Here is a 22762-nt window from a genome sequence, read left to right on the forward strand (position 1 = left end):
GGGACTATAGTCCGACGCGTCCCATCGAATTGATGACGCGATCCAACATCTCGTCCACCACCGTCATATTCCGGGCGGCTGCATTATAAGCTTGCTGGAAGCGAATCATATCGGCCAATTCTTCGTCCATGGAAACTCCGCTTACGGATTGACGCAAAATTTGTAAATTATCGGTCATCGTTTGTTCGTTCTCATAATTGCGCTCGGTATTGCTGGCCCGGATCCCCAAATCGGCCGTCAAAGCCCGGAAGTAGTCGTCCGTCGTACCTTCGGAAAGCGAGGTGAGCGCGTCAGGGAACTTGAAGATCGCATCTCTTAAGCCCGCGATCGCATTCGCAATGTCGCTGTTCCCCCGAATCGTCGTATTTACGCCGTTGATCACCTCGTATTGCGAGGAAGCCGCTATTTTATTCGTATCTGCTAGAATGTCGGGATTGACTTTAATATCATCAATGGAGAACGTTCCACTGTCGGATACAAAGAAAGGAATTCCAGTAGAGCTTGGCTTCGTTAAGGAGTAGCCCAGTTGATGTAATCCATTAAACCCTTTGACCATGACATCCATGGAAGAAGTAATCTTGGAGCCGGCCGGGATCACCGTACCTGCGGCTACGGTGCCCATCCCATCAACTGTAACATCATTTAACGCTACAATATCTGAGGACGTAACGTATCCGTTGCTTAAGGTAACTTTGATATCCCCAGTCACCAGGGTGCTGACTAAACCATTTAATTGGTTGCGGATCAAGTCCGTCTCCTGCAGGGATTTGACATATCCGTTTAATTGTCCCGCCGTAGCTGTGTTCGCATTAGCTGCGGTCAGCGGCGTAACAGTGTCACCCGTCAGTACGTTAACCCCCGCCGAGGTGATGTTCACCATCCCATTCTCGTCTTCGGTGTATTGAACATCCACAATCGTCGACAATTGATCCAACAGCAAATCCCGCTGGTCACGATAATCGTTGGCATGATCCCCAAAGCTCTCATTGTCGCGGATCAGCACGTTCAGCCGAGCAATATTATCGAGAATATTGTTGGCCTCCAGCACTTTCTTATCGATATTCGTGTTTATATCATTTCTCAAGTTGTTCAAGGATTCACTAATATGCTTTAACGTATCGACCAGGTTACTGGCCGCGCCAGCGACAGCTACGCGGGCACTCAGCAAGGAAGGATCCCGGTTCAAGGTCTCCCACGAATTCCAGAAATCGTCCATAACAGCGCTAAGCCCGTTACCTGAAGGTTCATTAATGATATTTTGAATCGCGGTCATGCTCGAATTAAGAACTTCCCATGACCCGAGCATCTGATTTTCCCGACGGAATTGCGTGTCCAAGAAAGTGTCTCTCACCCGCGTAATGCTCGTATACTCAACCCCGGTCCCCAATTGTCCAGGCTGTGCACTTTTCGTCATGCCCATTGCCCAAATCGGATTGGCTTCCGTCAGATTCACCCGTTGGCGTGTATATCCTTCGGTGTTCGCGTTGGCAATGTTATGCCCTAGCGTCTGCATGGACACCGTATTTACAAAAAGCGCTCGTTTACTCGTTTCTATCCCATGAAAAGTAGAGGTCATCTTTTATTCCCCTTTACCCTTGCGAATGATTATGCCTTCGTATCAAACATGCTTCTTGCCGATGCTTTCTTATCTTGAGCCAATGGAGGGGAGTACGTCGTGCCTTCGTCTTCGCCGCCAATCATCAAATTCAAGGAGAAATCAATAAAAGAGAGCGATTGTTGAATTAGTTGCTGATTCAGATCGTTTACCCGTTTCAGTTCCATCAGGCGCTCACCAAGCTTCCGTCTAGCCTCATCCAGCATACGCTTCTCTTCCGGATCAAACACGAGCCGGAGAAGCTCCGATACTGTTAATTCCAGCTGAGATCGGATGCCTTTGCTTTGCAGGAAAGTCTGTGCGGATGCAAACAGTTGTTTTTCCTGTTCTTCGATGGCCTTCACCAATTTCGATTCTCGGGACATCACGCGAACCAGTTCTTCATAACTTCGCCCTAATATGGATTGCTTCTTCAATTCCATGACTTCAAGCAATTCGGCGTGAAGATCATCCATCTGCTTCAGAATTTCGATGAGTGGCTGAACTGACATACTAACCTCCTATTTCTCGTTCAGAAAAGACTTGAAGTAAGGGACAAGCTTGTCGGCGAGCTTGCGTGCTTCCACCTGATAGGTTCCTGCGGAAACTTGCGCCTTTAACTCTTCAATCCGCTCGGCCCGCTCGGGATCGATTCCGACCTCCTGCGCTTTCAAGAGTTCCTTGGCTTCCGCCGAAATCGAGACCTCATCCTTGCGGCGAGCTTTGTTATCTGTATCTTTACGTTGCGAATCAATCTGGCGTTGATAGTTATTGATGGCTCCAACCCGTCCAGTTTCATTGATTTTCATAGGGCTTCACCTTCCTTCCAAATAGAAAAAGCCGATAATCTTTACTAAGTTTATCGGCGGCACTGAAATTATTTTTAATAGCGAAGCATTGGATGTTTAAGAATATTATGCCAAAGAATCACGGTTTTAGTCATTGGGGACTACGGAATTTGTCGATGGCGCTGTAAGCCCCACTTCCGCTCTTTTCTCCCGATTCGTTTCTTCTGGAAGTGTCCTCTTTCAGGGCGGAGTTCAAATCCCGAGTCAGCCGGGCACGGCATGAATCGCACATATTCCCGTCACGAATCAAGACACCGCACACTTCGCAAGGATACATCATATTTGGGTTATTGGCGATCGAAATGCGCCCCTCTTTGATGAACTTGGTAATTTGCCGAATGGATACGCCCGTCGCTTCATGAACCTCTTGGATCGTCGCAGACTTCTCCTCACGCAGATACTTCAGGCACTTCTCGTACTCTGCTTCAATATCTTTAATGCAAGAAGGACAAATGTCTCTGAAATTTTTAGCAAACAGTTTCCCGCAGCGTGGACAATTTCCAAGCTCCATCCCCATGCGCTTACAGTCCTTTCTTGAAAACATCATTTGATGTTAGATTACCTTATGACTAGGTCATTCGTCTATAACTTTATCAACAATTTTGAAGAATTTTGTAAAAATTTAGGGTTAGGAACGTGCCCAGGTCAAGCAATAAATTTCGATCCGTTTCCCGATTTGTCCCCCCAATGCGTGCAATACACGAGAGCAGGCCTCCAACGTACTCCCCGTCGTATAGACATCATCGACGAGAAGAATACGTATCGGCTCGGGTGTAGGTTCAGTTAGAGTTCGGGAAAAAGGATCTAGTCCTGCCGCTTGAAAACGCGGGAGTTTCTTCTCTGCAACTTGCGGCATTGTTTGTAACCTTGGCGGATAGGAATCATCCCATGAAACCGCGCCAAACCAAGATGACGCCCAGGAAGAAGTTGAGTTGCGATTCGATTTAACCTCGTTTACTGCAGCCAACAACTTGTCCGCAGCGTGGGCGGTAAGTTGAAATGCATCATGCAAATCATGCAGACGTTCCCAGCGGGTCTTAAAGCTTTGCTTCTCGGTATGACGGGTGCGTTCCAGCAGGTTCAGCAAAGGAATACGCCCAGCGGACGCAGCGCCGTAGGCCAGCCGGGCCGCTTGATTGAACCCCCGTTCCTGCATGCGGTTGTGGCTGACCGGTACAGCCGTCACGGCATGGAACCGGAAAGGGATCCCATTGCGGTTACCAGTTGAAACGGCTTCGTTGATTTCTTTGACCATACGCCGATACGCCATTCCCGTCATCCGGGCAAGAACCGTACCATACGCTTCATTGCCCCGATACTTGTATTGGGCAAGCCACTCCCGCATTAATGGGCTATATATAACCGCGCTTCGGTTCATGACAAAACTGCGGGGCGCTTGTCCCGTCCGGGTGCAGTCCGGGCAGCCCATCGGCCGGCCGCAGATTTGGCAGCGGGGGCTTTTGATCCAGGGGATCGAGAGATAGCAGGACAAGCAGATTTCCGGGTAACCTCGGACGCGTTCGGAAATTGTTTTGCCGCAGGTTAAGCAGGGAATCGCGGGCGGTGCAAGCAATTGCTGCAGCGGAGAAAGCAAGCCCGTCCAGGAAAAAGTGCGTCCCTCATGAAGCCAGCCCGTCCCCGAGGACAAGGAGTTCGAGGTGAAGTCATCCGCAGAATGGACTCCATTCGCCGTTTCCGAGACCTTCCTCGTCGCAGCAAAAGCTTCTCCGTTCGCCTGTTCAAGGCAAGCTTTGCCCCCTAGCCGCTCATAAGGATTTCGCTTAGGACATGGGGATGTTTTCACGCGACTCCAATTTCGGCTCCGCATCCGGAACCCGCCGCTTGCAACGCTCTGGGATGACTTCATCATATTATTGAACCTCCTTTACCTTTATAAAGCCGTTTTTGTAAGCAGCCGCGTTCATCATTCGGATTTGCCGAATCGCGTCACGCTGCGACTTGGTCCACGCCGGTGCGGCAAACACAACCTTCCCGTTCGGATCGTCCTTGGAGCGGCCAGCTCTCCCTGCCATTTGGACCAAAGAGGCTTCATCAAACAATTCGCTGTCCGCATCCACTATGTATACATCGCTTTTGGGTACGGTGACGCCGCGCTCTAGTATCGTTGTCGTCACCAGCATGCGAATTCGTCCTTCCCGGAAGGCGAGCACTTTCTCGCTCCGGTCCGGATCTATGGAAGAGGTCCCCTCAATGGGGAGCCCAGGAAAATAAGTGCGTAAAAGTTCGGTAAAAGCCGCAATCTGGCGAATTCGGGTGACGAAGATAAAGATCTGCGCCCCGCGCTGAACGGAATGCTGCAGAGGGTGAAGCAGAGCAGGGGGCAGAAAGCTGCGGCGGAGGCAAACCTCCACGCTCGCCATGGCGATTCTTTCAGGAACTGGTAACGGGTAGCCGTGATATCTTGCCGGCACTTTAGCGTGTGGCAGCCGGCCCGCCCGGATCTCTCTCCGCATTCGCGCGGGCGGCGTTGCTGACAGGAAAATAAAGCGGCCCTCCGGTTTGCAAGCGGCCTCCGCCGCAAAATTTAACATCGGATCATTGTGATAAGGGAATGCATCCAGCTCGTCGATCACGACCAAATCAAACGCCTGGTAAAACCGCAGCAGCTGATGGGTTGTAGCCAATATCAACCGAGCTTCCTCCCATCGCTGCGGGCTTCCGCCATATAAGACAGCCATCGGCTCCTCGGGAAAAGCCTTCGCCACCCGCGGCGCCAACTCCAGCACGACATCACGGCGCGGCGTTGCGACCAGCACCCGGCCGCCGCTATCCAATGCATAGCGCAGCAGAGGGAAGATCATTTCGGTTTTGCCGGCGCCGGTTACGGCCCAGAGTAGGAAGCGTGGCGGACGGGACCTGGTTTCCGTCCGGCGCAAGGGGGAACGCCGCGAGGCCAGAAGAAGAGCCGGCCTTCCGTGAGCCGTTGCTGCCACTGGCCGCTGCGGAGCCGCTTCCTGCGCTTGCGCCAGGAAGCGCAGCGCCTGCCCCGCCGCGCTGCGCTGGGCGGGGCTCAGCCCCCACCGGTCCAGCAGGGACCCGGTGGGGGCCAGGCCCGCGGCCGTGCCGCCTCCGGCATGCGGCGGCACGGCGCCCGCGCTGCTGCCGCGCAGCAGCAGCGCGCAGGAGCGGCTGCGCCCGAGCGCGAGGCACGCCTCGCAGTAGGCGCAGCCGCGGGAGCCGCACGACCCGCAGGGCGTGCGGCGATGCACCCCGCTGCCGCAGCGCCGGCAGCGGGGGGTTCGGGCCCGGCGCCAACGCGGGCCCGGATCTTGGCGGGCGGAGGCCACGCCCGCCGTGAGCTGCACGCGCCCTTGCAGGTGCGCGTGCTGGAGGGCGGAACGCCAGACCGGGGCAAGGCCCGGCAGGCGTTCCGCCAGCAGCTGCTGGAGCTCCGCCTCCAGCAGCGAGCGGCCCACCAGCGCAGCGGCAAGGCGCTGCGCCGCATCGGCGAGCTCAGCCATCTCGCTACCCGATCCCCCGCGCCGAGAGTCATGCTCGTCGTCCCACTCCCTCACGGTCGGCCCGCCTACTCCATCCATCTGCATGGAGTATTGCCCCTGATCGCACACCTCCGCTTTAGCACCCAAACCTCTATTAATGCTCGATAAGGCTCTTTTTCCCGTGGCCCCGACCTTTTTCTCCATCCACATTCCCGTCCTCATCTCCCTTTCCGTATCCTTTTCTAATTCCAATGTGTCCTCAATCCGTCCCGTCAACCTCATTCCCATCCTGGGATCCCCGCTATTCCCGCTATGTATAAACATCCGTCCCCATGCCGTGACTTGGCCATCCTTCACCAGCCACCCCCGGTGCCGACCTACCAGGGCACCCTCATCTAACGGCTCAGCCGGATGAATCAGCCTAGCCTCCGCTTTGATTTCCTCCTGCAAGGTCCGCATCAAAAAATGATCCCATTCCCGCTTTGCCCACCGATCCATCTCACTGAACGCCTTGAAGGAATCTCTAGCCTCAACCGCCCAACCGAACGGTAACCCTTCCGATAATAAATAGATTGCGTGCGCCTCCCTATCTATCCACCACAACAAGTCAACGTGCAAATCCAAACTCGCACGAAGCTGCCATCCTGACTTAGTGCGTACGGCATACAGACTCCCTCTCACAATTTCCACCGTCCTCCTAATTTCTAACATCTTTATCCATATTTCAACAGTTTTCGGATAATTCCTCTTTTTCTGATCTTAGTTTTTTTCAATTTCAAAATTTCTCCGTTGCTTCGACTTCTTTCACCAAAATCCTCACACCTCATGTCGCATCTTGTACTCTATTAAGCGCCCATATTGAGGTACCCTAATGACCCCGAGATACCTATCGCCCCACAATAGAATTGGCTTCACGTAACGGAACTGAGTGACCTTATTTGCCTATTTCCCGGCTATTTCCCGGGATAACGGAACCTACAGACCTTATCCGGCCAAAAAGAAGGTAAAACTCCCACACATGATGCAAATAAGGTCTCCTCGTTCCGTTAAAATCCCCATTCTTGCAATCCCAGGCAAATAACGCCTCTGAGTTCCGTTAGAACGGCCACCACTTCGAGCCCAGGTGCACATTGCACTTCGCATATACCAGTTAGCTCATGTCTTCTAGGCACTGCTCGTAGCCCTCATTCTCAGTCGTGCTCATTACCCCCAACCAAGCCGCCTCACACCGCTGACCACCACCGTCCACCTCCAATGCCACTTTCTGATTTTCCTATTACAACCTCTTGTTACTGCTCTGCCTCCCACTTCCCGTCACCTTATTTACTCACCTTCACACCCAACCTCCTCAATCCCCCCCAACCGCATCCTTCTCTCCATCCACATCAATCTGGACCTCAGAGCTCCCCGCCGCCCCATCTCGCCTAAAAATGCAAAAAAGCACACTCCTCGGCTACTCGCCATAAAGAGTGTGCTTCACACTTTAACCTGCGCATTGCTGTGCGCCTGCCTGGTCATATGTTGTTGTCCTTCCTGCAGCCACTGTCGTTCTTGAGTTCCGGAACCATCGATTCCAGACAGGGGATTACACGTGGACATATGGAATTTTGTCCGCCTCCCGCGGTACGCGAAGGTCGATGCAGACCGGCGCGTCCTCGGCCACCATGGCCGCATGCGCTTCCACATCCTCTTGCTGCACCACCGCCAAACCGATGACGGTGAGCTCTATCCCGCCTTGCTTTTCGAGCTTACGCAAGATCGCCAGCGTATCGTCCTGCGAGCTTTCGTCCAACACCGTTACCTGCAGGGATAAACCACGCAGCCGCGCATACCACGAGAGCGCCCGCAAATACCATTCCATTTGGTTCTCATGATTGCTCGTCACCAAAATATAATGAATCGCGCGATCCTTCCGTTTTCCCTGCCGAACCATTCCGTGCAAAACATGGACCAACGCCGCAGCCAAGCCGTAGCTGAGAAGGATCCAGCCAATATAAGAAACCACCGTACCCACCTCCCTTATAGCGACAATATATGCCGCCGCCAAGAGGTCGGTTACTGGGCTCGCACGGAAGGAGCCGCAGAGCAAGGTATATCAACAAATCCGTTAGCCTTCCACCAACTATGTATATTGGCCGGTGCCGTTCGTTCGAGAGGCGTTAATGATGCAACCGGGACACCAAATGCTGCCCAGACTCCGGATGTAACGGCAACATCGCCTCACTTTTCAAGATCATGAATAAAATGGTAACCCCGGCCGCAAAGAGCCTCCCGCCCGAATCCCGCCAAGCCCTTCAAAACCAGCCACGGGACGGTTAGGCAATTTCGAGTGACCCAGCCCAGCTATCTTATAGGGTTACCCAGCCGAACTTAATCGCATTAATAACCGCTTGGGTGCGATCATCGACGTCCATTTTTTGCAAAATACTGCTGACATGATTCTTAACCGTCTTCTCACTAATAAACAAATGTTCGCCAATCATCTTGTTGCTGCGGCCTTCCGCCATCAAGCGAAGCACTTCGGCCTCCCGGCGGGTCAGCGGGTTGTCGTCGCCGGCTACGAATTTCACGCCTGCTTCGCGGATCGCGGTATCCTCGGCAATCGCTCCCGTTTCGCTCAGGTATTCCATCCGGCGCAGCTGCTGAATCAATTTGCCCGTCACCTTCGGGTGAATGAACGCATTGCCCTCTGCCACCGTGCGAATCGCATTGATCAGGGACTCCGCCTCCATATCCTTGAGCAGGTAACCCGTCGCACCTTTGCGCAGCGTTTCAAAAACATAACTCTCATCGTCATGAATCGACAGGATGATGACCTTCACATCCGGCAGCGCCTCGCGCAGCTCGGCTGTAGCATCCACGCCGTTCAACAATGGCATATTAATGTCCATCAGTACGATTTCCGGCTGAAGCTGCAAGCAGCTTTCCAGCACCTGGGCGCCGTCGCCGCATTCGCCAACGACTTCGATGTCTTCCTCCATATTCAAAATCCGCTTCAGACCCTCACGAAATAACTGGTGATCGTCCGCCAGGAGAACTTTAATCACTTGTCTGGTTCCACTAGTAAGACTATCCATCCTGGTACTCCTTTCTCTTATCTGAGTTGGTTGGGATATGAATGATGATTTTCGTGCCCAAGTTGGCCGCCGATTCAATTTCCATCCGGCCTTCGAGCAGCTCCACTCTCTCCCGCATGCCAATCAATCCAAAGTGCGTATGCTCTTTCGTCTTCTGTTCCAGTTGGTCCACTTTGAAGCCTAACCCGTTATCTGTTACCACAATACGGATCATTTGTGCCTGGTACGTGATTTCAACGCCCACATAAGTTGGAAAAGCATGCTTCGCCGCATTGGTCAGCGCTTCCTGTACCAGCCGGAAGATCGCTGCCTCCATCGGAGAGGACAACCGGTGCTCTTTGCCCCGGGTTTCAAAGGTTGCTCTGATTTTCGTTTTTTCTTCGTAGTCATGTACATACTTCCGCAGCGTCGGAATCAATCCCAGATCATCCAAAGCCATCGGCCGCAGGTTGAAAATAACCTTCCGCATCTCTTCCAAACTCGAGCGGACCTGCGCTTTCAAATCTACTATTTCGTCCTGCACTAGTTTAAATTCCTGCTTAGCAAGCATTCTTTCTACAATTTCCGTCCTTAGCACTAGATTCGCCAGAAGCTGGGCAGGACCGTCGTGAATCTCGCGGGAGATACGTTTTCGTTCCTCTTCCTGAGCCAAAATAATCTTCAATCCGATCAACTGACGGTTCTTCGCAGATTCCAAAATCCGGGTCACTTGTCCTAATTCACCGGAAAAATACTCCAGCACGACACTCATCTGCGAGCTGATCGTTTCGGCGCGCTCCACCGACTTCTCCACGTTACGTGCACGCTTCTGCAGTTCATCGCGGCGAGCCTTCAGATACATTTCCTTCTCCCGGTAAATGAGCAGGTCGAGCTGGAGCTGGGTTGCTTTTTCATAGGCTTGCTTAATATCTTCTTCAGTATAACGCACGAAGTCCCGGCTGACTTCCGTCAGCCGGATGCGGGATTTTCGGTAGTTGACCTCAAGTTGATCAACCTTCTCTACCGTTTCCGCCGTTTCCTTCATGACATTCTGCAGCTCGTTGTTGAGCGTCTTCAGCTCATTCCGGGCTGAATCTAGTATTTCCAGGATCTGCAGCTTGCTATTTTCCAATACGCTTACGGCGTTATTAATAACGCGATCTATGGCATCCGCTTGAAAATCCACACAATCCTTCTCCGTTTCTTAGTCCGTATAGTCCCAGACTAATCATATCATGATTCGAGGGTAATGGATTTGGTTTTCTTCTCCCAATTTACGCCAATTCCAAGCTGTTCGGAGACCAAACGTAATGGGACTAAAGTCCTTCCGTTAACAATAATTGGAGAAACCTCCGCTTTGGAAGAGACCCCGTTAAGCAAAAATGTCTTCTGCCCCACCGTCAGCTCCAATACCGTAGCACCGCGGGTTACCGTGATTTTTTTGGCTGCCCCGTTCCAAGCTGCGTTCCCGCCAAAGACGTCCAGCACGTACTTGATCGGCACGTAGGTCGTGTTGTCTTTGAGCAATGGCGCAACTTCCAGGTTTTGCTGCTTCCCGTTTACCGTCATCGACTTCTGGCCGATTACCATCACTGCCTTCGCGCTTGGGAAATCTTGGTTGCTGCCGCCGGATGCAGGAGCCGTAAACCGTACATTGTCAAAAGATACGCTGCCTGTCAGCGCCCGTTCGTCCTGGCCTTCTTCGACGTTTACGACATAAAGCCGCTTCAGCTTTGCCGGGAATTTGATGTTACCCGCGGTCAGATCCGCCGTCAGCGTCTTCCAACCGGTGTAATCCATCGGACGCGCGAGGTCGATGTAAACTGGCTTGCCGTCCGCGTCAGACAACTCGGCGCGCACCCAGTTCAGACTCGCATCGCCTAGCACATCCACCGTCAAGGTCGTTGCGTTGTCCGGGATCGCTCTGCCGCTCGTGCCGTTAAATTGGGCATAAGCAAACTTGCTGCCGGAACCGCCGGTCAGATCGTAATCTAGCTTCAACACCTTGGAGTTGGCGCGCTCGCCGGTTCCTTGCACAATGCTTACCGATCCTTTCGCTTCAGCCGGAAGACCGGTGAAGGAAATCGGGTAGGCGACGTTTTCGAAGCTTTCCCAGATCGTTTCGGTGGAAGCAGACAGCACGACCGGTGTTCCGTTAAAGCCGTCATAGGATGGCGTCGCATACGCAAACTTCGCCCCATTGTTCACGGATTGGACTGTCAGCACGCCGCCTTGTACGCTGGCTTTCATACCGCTGAACGTCCATTTCACCGATTCCGCTGGAACGTCAACCGTACGTCCATCCTTCAGCTTGGCGGTTACGGCGACCGTTACGCTGGTTCCTGCTTGCAGCGGAGCAAACGTTGTGCCCGGCGTCAGGCTTTCCAGATCCGTGCCGCCCAGCACCTTCACGTCCATGCTGGTTTTGGCTTGCCCGCTGGTGGCGGTAATTTTGGCGGTGCCCGCCTTCACGCCTTTAAAGCCGCTGCCGGTCCATACCACGTTGCCGTTGCTGGCTTGCCACGAAGCTTGGATGCCGCTCGTATCGATCGGATTGTAGTACGTATCATATCCTTTCAAAGCGTACGGCACAGTTTGCCCGATGAACAACGTGGAGGAGCCGCTGACTTTGAGACCAAGCAGCGAACCTTGCGGTGCCGTCGTAAATACGCCAAGCCCGTTGGCAACCGCACGTTGCCCCGCCGCCCCATTGGACGTCGTAAAAGTGAGCTGCGGTGTCGTTTCTGCCAGCGGCCGCGTGACCATCGTTGTGGAGCCGCCGCCGTCCAGGTTCAAGCCTTTCCAGACACCGATTCCCGTCATGAAGCCTTGCAGCTCCTTCAAGGTGAGGCCGGTGCTGTTGCTGTTTTTCTCGGCGGTAATGATATAGGCCGTTTTCCCGTCTTTGGAGTAACCTACTGCGGTCCGTGCCACGGCGCTGCCTCCGCTGATCGATGTCGTTGAACGGGTAAACGCCGATGCTTTGCCTTGGTCGACCAATAGCGTGTGGCCGCCAATCATCATTTTCAGATCCGCCGGGTCTACGAGTTGCCCGTCAGTCAAAGATTGCAGCTGATAGACTGTATCCACGCGCTGACCGACTTGCAGGTGAGTAGCTACATAGTCCGCCGCCGTGCCATGCGCACGCAAAATATACCCATCCGCCGGCACCGGTCCCGGAATCGCCGCTTTGATGGAGATCTGTGTAATCACGCCTCCTTGCACCAAAACCTCAGTTGGCGTCGTTGCGCTGGCCGCTGGACGTTCCTCCGCTTTCCAGGCACTCGTATAAATAAACATCTTGTTCACGTGGCTATAGGCCTTGTCCGGCTCAGTCATATAGGATTCCTGGTTGATGCCCGCAAGCGGGAACGTCGAACCGTCCTCGGCGAACACCGTACCGCTGAAGCCAAAACGGTCGATCAGCGGGGTCCCGTCATTGCGCACGGCAAAAGCATACATCCCCTGCAGCTGAGCCGGGCTGGTAACAACGGTCCCTTTCGACACCGCCGGTCCCATCGGAACGCCTTGGCCGCCGGTCGCAAAGAAATCACCGTTCACCCCGGCGACAGCCCCGGTTTCCTTGACCATCCCTTCCACGCTTTGTCTCGTCGTTACTTGTCCCCCTTTGCCGGTCATCACGTCCAGCTGGACGTAAGGATTCGTCAAATCCACCTCAATTACATCGGTCAGCACCTTCACCGGTTTGCCCGACCGGGTCACCGTGTACTCGTATTTCACAAGCTTGGCCCCCGACGTGATCATTTCTTCGCTAAGCTTCACCGTTTGGCTTGCTGCTGCTTCCGCAGTCAAAGCCGGTCCCGCGATCGGTCCAATGCCAATCACAGGCTGAATCCATATCAATCCCGCCAGCGTGACAAGTGCGATGCGTTTGCCGCTCTTTGCCACCAGGTGGGCCAACTTCGAGTTTTGACGTTCGACAACTTCCAGATCCATATTCACTTGGATTTGGTTTGTTCCGGTTTCGTCTCTTCTGACTACCATTTTGTTAGACAACTCTCCCATCTGTTCATGCTTCTAACGCGCTTCTATAAAGCTAGTCCCTTATTAATAGACTACTTTTAAGCCGAAAAGTTACGAAATTTAGCAAGATTGTTAAAGGAACCTATCAATTTCTTTAACTTTTGTGGAATATCTATGTGGGTAATGTGGATATTGGGGATAAATTCTGTGGAAAACTAGGATAACTTTTGTTCGTTCCTCTTATCGCATGTGCTTAACTTCTGTGGATAATGTGGATTTGGTAGATAACTTGTGAGCAAAACTTTCCCCGAAGGAAGGCCTCGCTCCGCCTTGCTCAACTCCGAACACCGCACTTATGCACATACGCACTTACTCACAAACACATTTACAATCTGCACGCCCCTTCTCGCACCTTTTTTGCACGATTATCCCTTTCGTTCAGAAAAGAGAGTTCGAGATTCGGTTACCGTGGGAGAGCCGATACATCCCATTTTAACAGTTGCTAGGGGATCTTCTACTGAACAGCTCTATCCGCCCTCCTCCACAACCTGATGCAACGGGATAATCCTCGCAAGAGATCTGGCCGCCTACATTCCCCTCCTAAGTCAAAAAAATCCCGACACCAGGGCTCCTCCCCTAGTGCCGGGAAACATTGTAGATTTAAATGTAGTTCAGTTTATCCAGAACTCGTTTCAGCATGACCGCCGCTTGCGCACGTGTCGCATTCCCCTGCGGCTGGAACGTATTTGTCGTTACGCCCTGAATGATGCCTTCCTTCACGGCTTTGGCCACCGTTTCCTTGGACTGGATCTTGGCCGCGTCCTTGAACTTCGTTAGCGTTGCCGTGCTCGCACCGTTCATCGACGTATTGTAGCCAGCGTATTCCATCGCCCGCACCATCATCAGCGCCATTTGCTCCCGCGTGATGTTGCTGTTCGGCTTAAACGTGCCGTCGGCATTGCCATTGATAATCCCAGCCTTCGCCGCCGCCCCGATATACGCCGCCGTCGTTCCGGAAGAAACGTCCGGGAAGCGGCGGGCACTTGCCTCATCCCCGGCCAGCCCCAGCCCTTTCGCGATGAAGACGGCGAACTCCGCGCGGGTGATGTTTTTGTTTGGTTCGAAGTTCGTGCCAGAGTTAGATCTAGGTTCAACAATGAGCTTGTTTGCAAGTTCAAGGATGTCATTTTTAGCCCAGTGTGTGGTCGTATCGCTAAAATAGCTGTAACCCAATGCAGGACCGATCGTCGTATTTCCCGTGATCGTTCCGTCAAACAATAGATTCGCTCCGCTGCTTGTCACTTTGGATGGAACATGGCTCAAAGCACCCGATGTCGTATCATACTGGACCAAGGAAGCTTGGGCTGCTGCCGAAGCTTGCCCCGCCGCCCGGTAATGCAGTTGTCCGGTAAAATCCAAGCTTCCACTGCTTTGAGCGCCTGAAGCGTTCGTTGCAGACACCGAGATTTGGATAGGGTCAGCAATAGATGAGATGTTGATACCTGCTGCTGTCGTCGGTCTTGGCAATTGGTTCTTCGATACCGGCTCCAATTGGATGAACAGGTTAGCGCTATTGATCGAGCTCACCATTAAGCTTTGGTATAGCTCAGAGAACGGGATTTTCTCAATGGGAAGTTCAAACAGCGTGCTTCCGTATCTCACCGCCAAAGAACCCGTTTTGCCGCTATTATAATATTCCATAAAGCCTGACATCGGAATGACTACCTGAGCAGCCTTCTCCGTTGATGGAACTTCAAATACAAGCATTCGGTTGCTTACATTACTGTTGCTAAAATATTTTAAAGTTTCGGCAACCTTCGCACTATCCAACGTGTATTTATTTACGATGGTGCCATTGGTCAACCGGCTGCTGCTAGTTGTTGCCGAATTGGTCCCTAGCACGTATCCGCTCTTCCCAAAGTCGGAAGTGCTCAATGCAGTAAGGTAGGATGGGACCCCATTAGTTGTACCCGTACTTGTTTCCGTATCCGTCAGATTTTGCAAAGTCAAATCGCTGAAGCCCTTAACTTTAGTACCCGTCGATTGATATAAAGGGGTTGCCCCTTCCATATAGGACAGCTTCACCGTTTGAGACTTCGTCACCGGAGAGCTCAGCTTGATCGTTAAGGTATCTCCGCTGATCGAAGCGCTTTGAATCGTCCGGTTGTTCAAATCTACCGCGACATAGAACTGCGAAATGGATAGATTCGAAATCGGCATTAAGCCTCCATTAAACGTCACCGTAATCGTATCTCCCCGCACGATAGCGGAGCGAATCCCTTCCATCACCAATCCATATGATACAGGTTGCAGATCGATATAACCGGCTAAGTTGCCGTTCAGATCGGCGGTTCCTCCTATACCAGAAACGTAAGACAACGTGACGTTTTGCGTCTGTGTAAAAGAGGAGGCTAACGTCAAAATCACTTGATTATCTTTGATCTCGACATTGGTGACGTAAACAGGTGAATTGTTAACCAATACTGAGAACTGGCTCTTCAACGGGAGACTGGTTGGACTCAAGGCCTCGTTATAGGTTAAGACAATCTTATTCCCGGATCCTTCGATACTCTTAATTTCTGGTGGTTTGGTATCATAACTATTTCGTACATAATAGTCACTAAAAGCTGCAATATTCTGCCCTCGGCTGTCTTGCAACGGATACGAGCCTGGTGAATATGATACCTTCACAACCTCACCATTGGATACACTGCTGGATAAATACAGCGTGACAATACTTCCACTTTGCGAAATACTTTTGATCCCTTTGGAGCGCCCATCTGCGGTGACGGAGAACTGTCGGTAAGCATTACTCGAAACGCTTTTTAAGTCATCTGAGAAATACAGAGTTAAGGTGCTACCGCTAACAAAACCCTCACTAGGCTTGGGCAGTACAGAATTAATGCTGTTTGTTACCTCTTTGGAAAAAGTCGCCGCATTATTACCTGCCACATCACGGATCGGACGAACGCTATTCCCCGAATAGCTGATCATGATCTTCTGACCAACCGCAACCCCGGTCTCTAAAGTAACATATACGCTGTCTCCGGATACATGCGCAGAAGACAATCTCCGCGTTTCGCCGTTCACTGTCACACTAAAACTGGAAGTCAGCAAGCTGACTGAGGAGTCCAGCGCCTCGTTATATTGCAAACGAATCGTAGAATTGCTGTACATCGTTGCACTTTGTAATACGGGAGCGGTCTTGTCCGCTGATACAGTTTGGAACGTCCAGCTTGTAACACCACTGATTCCCGGGTAGTTGGCTCCAGTTGCATAATCCGAAATTGCCCCGTTCGCAATGTCCACATAATAAGTTGAAGCCTCTTGTAACTTCGGATCTGGTTTGATAATGACTTGCTTGTTGTCCGAAGATAAGGAGACATCAGCTCCCACTTGGGTTGCAGATCCTTGTTTATACAGTTTAATGCCAGAGGCATTATTTAGTTGAATCGTCCGATTAAACTTGATCGTTGGTGTAACAGTAACCGCATTGTTTGTACTCCGGTCGGCCGGAGAGAAAGTCGGAACCAATGTGGTCGACGACGAGCTCCCTGTCGTAAAGCTCCAGTTACGGGCTGTCGTAAGTATATTGTGATCGCTGTCTTCAAATAGGCCAGCTGGCACCTTTACCGTATAACTGGTGTTATAGGACAGAGTAGGGAGAGTAAGCGTGATATTACTTGTTCCTCCACCACTAACGTCAGCCGATGTGACGCTATATTCCTTCACAAGAGTTCCGGACGCGTTGTTTAACTCCAATCGAATGCTTCCTGCGATCGGATACACCGGACGTGTAAAGTTAAGTTGAATCGTTCCCGTAACAGGAACTCCGGTCGCATTGTTTGCAGGTACCGTACTGCTCCAGGCAACTGGTGTGCCCTGTACATTAAAGTACCAATCCGATGCACTGCTGATCCCTGCAAAAGGGTGGTCATCGATGTCTTTAAACGCCCCTGAGTCGATTAAGATATAATAGCGTTCCCCTGCAGTAAGCTTGTTCACCGTGAAGGAAGCTGTAGACCCTGAAACGGTAACTTCCGGTTGGCTTACTGCAATCGTAGCAATCGATTGGTTGTTTGAAGCTCTTTTGACATAAATATTGCCTGTTCCTTTTAAGATCGCCTTATCGAAAGTAATACTTAATAGAGTAGATGTTCCACTTACGGTCTGCCCTTTCCCAGGTGACAAAGACACAGGTAAATAGGTCGGATTCGTACTCCCCGCAGCCGATAGAGTGGTGAAGGACAGATTGATTGCCTCAGATACGTTGGTCGAATCGTTGGCATCCACAAAAATGCCTGCGTCTCCTGTGATTTGATACGTTGTATTATAATCAAGCGGGGTTGGCAAATTAATATCGTAGCGGCTGATCGCAAAACTTTGCGGGGTGATCACTTCCGTAGCAATCACTGTGGAATCTGCCGAGTTCCGAACTTCAATCGTCCCCCCTGCCATCTTCACATCCCGACCAAACTCCAATTGGACCTGGCTGGTATCAACCGAAACACCCTTTGCTCCATTTAATGGTTGCTTCAGGCTCACTTGAAATGTTCCGGCAGCCTGTGCCCCCATCATGCCATACATCAAGTTGACGAGCAAAACCACAACAAGACCAATGGATAGTTTTCTACCTAGGCTAGTTCGCTTCATTCTGGTAATCTTCCCCTTTCATGCAATACGAGAGCGATGTATCTGCATTTAGCCGCAAGGCCTCGATGTGCCCATACCTATATCTATTAACGGCAAAAAGGGGTCCCAACTTTAGCCATCTTCCAAAACGAATCTGGGCAAATAAAAACGGGTGCCTGTCTCTTAGAAGACAGATACCCGTTAGTTAATCTTATGAATTACAGCCCTGCTTGCGCCTTCAACAACTCGGCCTTGTCCACTCTTTCCCAAGGCAGATCGATGTCCGTACGGCCAAAATGACCATATGCGGCGGTTTGACGGTAAATTGGGCGACGCAGATCCAGCATGCGGATAATTCCGGCCGGGCGAAGGTCGAAGTTCTCACGCACGAGCTCCACCAGCTTCTCTTCCGGCACTTTACCGGTTCCATACGTATCGACGTTGATGGATACCGGGTTGGCAACCCCAATCGCATACGCCAGCTGAATTTCGACCTTGTCGGCCAGCCCTGCAGCAACCAGGTTTTTCGCTACGTAACGAGCGGCATACGCTGCGGAACGGTCTACCTTTGTCGGGTCTTTCCCCGAGAATGCTCCGCCGCCATGACGGGCATAACCGCCATACGTATCCACAATGATTTTGCGCCCGGTTAAGCCGGCATCCCCTTGAGGTCCGCCAATGACGAAACGACCCGTCGGGTTAATAAAATATTTCGTATCCCCGTCCAGCAACTCCGCTGGTACGACAGGGAGAATCACATGCTCCTTAATATCTCTCTGGATTTGCTCCAAAGTAATTTCCTCGGCATGCTGTGTCGATACGACAATCGTGTCTACGCGTTTTGGCTTGCCGTCAATATATTCAATCGTCACCTGGGTTTTACCGTCGGGACGAAGATAGTCAAGCGTACCGTCTTTACGCACTTCGGAGAGGCGGCGTGCAATCCGATGCGAAAGAGCAATCGGAAGCGGCATCAGCTCCGGCGTTTCGTTTGTGGCAAACCCGAACATTAAACCCTGGTCACCAGCCCCGATATTTTCCGTCTCTTTATCAACTTGAGCCTGATCGCGACTTTCCAGTGCGGCGTTTACGCCTTGCGCGATATCCGCCGACTGTTCGTTCAGAGACGTCAACACGGCGCAAGTACTGTAGTCAAAGCCATATTTGGCACGAGTATAACCGATCTCCTTAACCGTCTTACGAACGATTGCCGGAATATCAACATACTCGGATTTCGTACTGATCTCCCCGATTACCAGCACCAACCCGGTGGCTACAGACACTTCACAGGCTACCCGAGCATAAGGGTCATTTGCCAAAAAAGCATCAAGTACCGCGTCGGAAATTTGGTCACAAATTTTATCCGGGTGCCCTTCAGTGACAGACTCGGAAGTAAATAGGTGTCGCCCTTGTACGGACATAGTTTCAACCTCCCTTGGATAGTATGGCTATAGCCTGTCTATCCAATACAATATAAAGCCCAATCAAAAAATGAACCTTTCCCAAATCGGAAAAGGTTGGATTAACATCCTCAAAGGAAATAGTATCGCATTTGCCAAGTCATGTCAAAATAATTCATGACTTTTGTGGAATAATTTATAGGATAAAGTTCCGTTCAGCATGGGCGATGAGGCGTTTCGTAATTTCTCCGCCGACAGAGCCGTTTTCGCGGGAAGTTAAATGTCCCCAGCTTCCGCCATGGCTTTGCCCGCCGCCAAGAGCACCCAATTCACCGGCGAATTCTGTATCCGCTCCCGCTCCTGTCGCTCCATACCCTACGGGCAAACCAAACTCAGCGGCGATTTCATATTTCCATTGCTGCAAGACTTGACGACTTTCCGGTACGATTTTCCGATTGCCTCTTGCCATAATCCAGACACCTCCTGAGAAATTGGTTTCAGGAGTAGCATAGCCTCACTTTACCTCCATTACGCTCAGGAAGTATTGTCTGTACTGCCCAATCCTGCCATATGGCAACCGGGGCGCCTGCGGACTATTTAATTTGGTACCCGCCCCGTACCATGACCGTTAGGTTGTGAGTATCGCCTTCTTGAACTTGAATCCCTCGGCCTTCTCTTGGGAAAGACAACAGATGGTTATTCGTAACTGTTCCACCGTTCGGAATATCCTTCCCGTCAGTGAGGTCTGCGACACCATTAGCATCCGCACTATATACTACAGCTTTACCTGCGCGAACAATAAACTCCGCCCCTGCAGAGGCAATAAGGATCTTGCCTGGTTTGACTTCCACGATTTTAATTCCTTCGTTGCTGGAACTGCTGTCAGAATCTCCAGCGGAAGGTGCGCTTGGTGAACTGGATCCTCCATTCCCAAGAGCTTGCTGAATGGCTTGATCCACATAGCTCTTCGTAACCACGGGATCATCTGCAGTTCCTGGCGTCGTCCCTGCCCCTTCCGCCTGCATATTCAGCAGCGATCCTGCCCAAACACTGCCGCCAATCAATACCACCGCCGTTGCTATTTTCCAACCCGTCTTCATCATGTTCCTCCTCTATGACTCTGTTATTGTCTATGATAGAGGTTTTGGTAGAAAGGAACAAGCCCAAATCCGGAGGGATTTGGGCTTGTTATCTATTCATCAATCAAAGATAAATAGTAGAAACCTTGACTGCCTAGTTTGACCTTCTGTCCTTGGAATAAATCATAGACGTTTAAGTAGAACGAGCCGGAAGACTTCCCTTCAAATGTAGAATCATTGATGCTAAAAGAAACTGTTCCACCTGAAGTCAGCTTCAGGTCCTTCTCAGGAGAATATTCCTGCTCAAAAGTTCTTCCCGTGCTAGTATCTACAATTTCGAACAAATACTTATGCTCGAATTCGCCGATCGCGTAGTCTAAACTTCTTGTCAAATTGTAATCAAACTGAACATTTACGGAGGAAGAACCGGTAAGGTTGGCACCCACGCTCTTCACTGTCAAATTATACGGCGGTATGTTTAATGCTGTTAACGTATTACTTACAGTCGGTTGAGAAACCGCCAAGGCAAACGATGCAGCATTAACATAACCGGTTGGTTGCTCCTTAACCGGGGTTAGTTTCCCGTCAGTAATACCTTCACCAACAATTAGTTTCATATCACTTGATGGTGTGGTTTTTGGAATTTTTGCCCACAAGGAGACAATACTCTTCTCTTCCGGACCTACAGATGTATCGATCTGACTCACGGTTGCTTTATAGACTTGTCCATTGGCACTTTCATAGGACCCTGCCAATTGGGAAAGATCAAGTTGATGATCCTCCAAGTTTTTAGATTCTAGTTCAGTATAAATTAAATCGTAAGAAGTACCGCCGTAAACAAAAGATCGAAGCACTCTTAGCTCCTGTTCACGACCAGATGTTTCAATTTTATAGGAATGTCCACTTTTAATTTCAGGCAGATCCGGTAGAGACCCTGTACTACTAAATTGTATCCACTGTGAAGTTGCAGATTCACCCAACTTTTCTAGAAGAGAGATCTGCAGTTGACTAAAATCAAGATAACTTGGTACTTTTGAAACTATATATACATCCGTCGACATGCCTGCTCCAAGTAATCCTACCGTTTGTGTCGAAATCAGCTGAGTGGCTGATGTCAATTTCGCAGCATCCACTTTGATTTGTGCCGTTAATTCCGGCAATAGTACCGTTTTATATCCGGTATTATCAATCGTAATCTTCGCAGATACAAGGTCTCCATCGCTCCATGGCAATCGTTGAATTGATGATAATGTCACTCCCAAAATGCCATTGCTTGTCTGAACGAATTGTTTCTGTCCGATCATATTTTGTAATGCCTGCATTTGTGGAAGAGCAAAAATGCCAACCGGATAACTAAATGTATCTGTTGTATTTTCGGCTGCAGGCAAATTCATAAACAGTTGTGGATTACTTGGACTAACGCCAGAAGGTATGGTAACGTGCAAGTTAAGATACTTCTCTTCCAAGGGCTGCAAAACTAAAGAATCCAATGCTTGAGTTGTGATCGGCAACCGATAACCATCCGATGTTTGCACTTCAAATTGATATTTCGGAACGGTTACAGTAGTACCTGTCGTATTTCTCAACTTAAATCGAATCGTTAAGTCGTGCTCATCGAAGCTTTGCAATAGTGTTGAGCTATTTACACTAACCGCAATTTTCCCACTTCCCAAGGAAATATATTTCTCTATATTTGCTTGTACAGCCGCGTTCTTAGTTGATACGGCTGGAAGCTGCAGCGTAGCAATCGGTAATGTCAGTTTTGTCGTTTCATCTTCCTGTACTATTTGGAGCTCTGCACCTGCTATTTTAATACTTTTTGGAATTTCGGCCATTAGGTTTAGTGTTTTATTGGCTTGAGGCTGAATTTTGTAATCACTGCTAGTAGTATCGGCAGACAGTGGATAGCTAGCTCCGTTCGAAGCCTTAATTACAAACTTTACTTTCGGATCTTCGAAAACCTTATAACCTATATTCTGAACATCGACTCCTACATTTAGATAGTTGTAATCTCCCAAGGTATATTGGGCAACTTGACCGATCTTAACTTTTATGGGTGTATCGAAAACCTTTAAAGTCTTAGACTGACCTGTTGGCGTGGAGGTTAAGTATGCAACAGGTACTTTGAATTGTCCCTTTAAGCTTTCATAATTCGTTTGGCTAAAATCCCACTTAATGACCTGAAAAACGAGATCACTGATCTTTGTGGTACTCCCCACTTTAGCCACATAAGTCAATGTTGTTGAAGAACCTGCAGATAACTTCTTCTTTTCTTTATCTTTGGTCATAAGGAAAGTGCTGTATGTCGTGCCACTCGTCGTCTTCACTTTAGACCAGTAATCAAGCAAATCTAACGTCTTATCATCTTTATTTGTGATTGTGAGTGTGTAGGTAAGTATACTTTCTTCATCAAGGGTTAAAATATTAACATCCGTTAATCGAACGGTACTTTTCGTTGCTATTTTTATAGGGTTCAAATTAGCTAACGTATGTACAGTAGCTGGTGTTTGCTTTGTCGTTGTTGCCTTGGTAGTGCTTGTACTTGCAGCCATTGCTCCCGTGGCGTTGGAAGAAAGCAATAATAAGCCAAGCGCCGCGGCGGTCACTGGTAACTTCTTCAATGTTTACCCTCCCATGCAGAAAAGTTCTTACTAATTATAACGATTATGTATGGAAAATGTTTCGCTCTTCACAACAATATTCTTGTT

The 22762-nt window shown here is 50.4% G+C and carries 15 protein-coding genes; all 15 read right to left on the reverse strand.

Going from position 1 to position 22762, the window contains the following annotated elements:
• Positions 1–4: 4 nt before the first annotated feature.
• Positions 5–1576: a flagellar hook-associated protein FlgK gene (flgK, locus tag U9M73_RS15535; protein ID WP_323077944.1), complete on the reverse strand. Its 1572-nt coding sequence runs from the start codon at positions 1574–1576 to the stop codon at positions 5–7.
• A 29-nt stretch (positions 1577–1605) separates the two neighbouring features.
• Positions 1606–2106, reverse strand: coding sequence for a flagellar protein FlgN (locus tag U9M73_RS15540; protein WP_009225336.1), 501 nt, complete (start codon positions 2104–2106; stop codon positions 1606–1608).
• Between the two features lie 9 nt (positions 2107–2115).
• The gene (flgM, locus tag U9M73_RS15545; protein ID WP_009225335.1) at positions 2116–2403 is read right to left on the reverse strand and encodes a flagellar biosynthesis anti-sigma factor FlgM; all 288 of its coding nucleotides are present in this window, start codon (positions 2401–2403) and stop codon (positions 2116–2118) included.
• A gap of 130 nt (positions 2404–2533) precedes the next feature.
• Positions 2534–2953, reverse strand: coding sequence for a TIGR03826 family flagellar region protein (locus tag U9M73_RS15550; RefSeq protein ID WP_036645386.1), 420 nt, complete (start codon positions 2951–2953; stop codon positions 2534–2536).
• A 117-nt stretch (positions 2954–3070) separates the two neighbouring features.
• Positions 3071–4312 (reverse strand): ComFC family protein, encoded by a 1242-nt coding sequence (locus U9M73_RS15555; protein WP_323077948.1) that lies wholly within the window; start codon positions 4310–4312, stop codon positions 3071–3073.
• A gap of 1 nt (position 4313) precedes the next feature.
• Entirely contained in the window at positions 4314–6401 is a 2088-nt protein-coding gene (locus tag U9M73_RS15560; RefSeq protein WP_323077950.1) for an ATP-dependent helicase ComFA, read from the reverse strand.
• A gap of 1087 nt (positions 6402–7488) precedes the next feature.
• Complete coding sequence (locus U9M73_RS15565; protein ID WP_260071903.1) at positions 7489–7908, reverse strand: hypothetical protein; 420 nt, start codon at positions 7906–7908, stop codon at positions 7489–7491.
• 343 nt (positions 7909–8251) lie between these two features.
• Entirely contained in the window at positions 8252–8980 is a 729-nt protein-coding gene (locus U9M73_RS15570; protein ID WP_009225330.1) for a response regulator, read from the reverse strand.
• Positions 8973–10145, reverse strand: a complete 1173-nt coding sequence (locus U9M73_RS15575) for a sensor histidine kinase (protein WP_323077954.1) — start codon at positions 10143–10145, stop codon at positions 8973–8975. The genes U9M73_RS15570 and U9M73_RS15575 overlap by 8 nt, the downstream gene beginning before the upstream one ends.
• Positions 10146–10192: 47 nt before the next feature.
• The gene (locus U9M73_RS15580) at positions 10193–12964 is read right to left on the reverse strand and encodes a stalk domain-containing protein (protein ID WP_323077956.1); all 2772 of its coding nucleotides are present in this window, start codon (positions 12962–12964) and stop codon (positions 10193–10195) included.
• A gap of 639 nt (positions 12965–13603) precedes the next feature.
• Positions 13604–17596, reverse strand: a complete 3993-nt coding sequence (locus U9M73_RS15585) for an Ig-like domain-containing protein (RefSeq protein WP_323077958.1) — start codon at positions 17594–17596, stop codon at positions 13604–13606.
• A gap of 197 nt (positions 17597–17793) precedes the next feature.
• Entirely contained in the window at positions 17794–18996 is a 1203-nt protein-coding gene (gene metK, locus U9M73_RS15590) for a methionine adenosyltransferase (protein WP_009223768.1), read from the reverse strand.
• 175 nt (positions 18997–19171) lie between these two features.
• Positions 19172–19444, reverse strand: coding sequence for an alpha/beta-type small acid-soluble spore protein (locus U9M73_RS15595; RefSeq protein ID WP_009223767.1), 273 nt, complete (start codon positions 19442–19444; stop codon positions 19172–19174).
• A 124-nt stretch (positions 19445–19568) separates the two neighbouring features.
• Positions 19569–20075: a hypothetical protein gene (locus U9M73_RS15600; protein WP_323077963.1), complete on the reverse strand. Its 507-nt coding sequence runs from the start codon at positions 20073–20075 to the stop codon at positions 19569–19571.
• 92 nt (positions 20076–20167) lie between these two features.
• Complete coding sequence (locus U9M73_RS15605; RefSeq protein ID WP_323077967.1) at positions 20168–22675, reverse strand: hypothetical protein; 2508 nt, start codon at positions 22673–22675, stop codon at positions 20168–20170.
• Positions 22676–22762 lie beyond the last annotated feature (87 nt).

It is taken from the genome of Paenibacillus phoenicis (assembly GCF_034718895.1).
In the GTDB taxonomy this organism is placed as follows: Bacteria; Bacillota; Bacilli; order Paenibacillales; family Paenibacillaceae; genus Fontibacillus; species Fontibacillus phoenicis.

Excerpts from the sequence above, each read along its gene's own strand:
- flgK (WP_323077944.1), bottom strand. The coding sequence starts at position 1,576 with ATGACCTCTACTTTTCATGGGATAGAAACGAGTAAACGAGCGCTTTTT.
- U9M73_RS15540 (WP_009225336.1), bottom strand. The coding sequence starts at position 2,106 with ATGTCAGTTCAGCCACTCATCGAAATTCTGAAGCAGATGGATGATCTT.
- flgM (WP_009225335.1), bottom strand. The coding sequence starts at position 2,403 with ATGAAAATCAATGAAACTGGACGGGTTGGAGCCATCAATAACTATCAA.
- U9M73_RS15550 (WP_036645386.1), bottom strand. The coding sequence starts at position 2,953 with ATGGAGCTTGGAAATTGTCCACGCTGCGGGAAACTGTTTGCTAAAAAT.
- U9M73_RS15555 (WP_323077948.1), bottom strand. The coding sequence starts at position 4,312 with ATGATGAAGTCATCCCAGAGCGTTGCAAGCGGCGGGTTCCGGATGCGG.
- U9M73_RS15560 (WP_323077950.1), bottom strand. The coding sequence starts at position 6,401 with ATGGATCGGTGGGCAAAGCGGGAATGGGATCATTTTTTGATGCGGACC.
- U9M73_RS15570 (WP_009225330.1), bottom strand. The coding sequence starts at position 8,980 with ATGGATAGTCTTACTAGTGGAACCAGACAAGTGATTAAAGTTCTCCTG.
- U9M73_RS15580 (WP_323077956.1), bottom strand. The coding sequence starts at position 12,964 with ATGGTAGTCAGAAGAGACGAAACCGGAACAAACCAAATCCAAGTGAAT.
- U9M73_RS15585 (WP_323077958.1), bottom strand. The coding sequence starts at position 17,596 with ATGAAGCGAACTAGCCTAGGTAGAAAACTATCCATTGGTCTTGTTGTG.
- metK (WP_009223768.1), bottom strand. The coding sequence starts at position 18,996 with ATGTCCGTACAAGGGCGACACCTATTTACTTCCGAGTCTGTCACTGAA.
- U9M73_RS15595 (WP_009223767.1), bottom strand. The coding sequence starts at position 19,444 with ATGGCAAGAGGCAATCGGAAAATCGTACCGGAAAGTCGTCAAGTCTTG.
- U9M73_RS15600 (WP_323077963.1), bottom strand. The coding sequence starts at position 20,075 with ATGAAGACGGGTTGGAAAATAGCAACGGCGGTGGTATTGATTGGCGGC.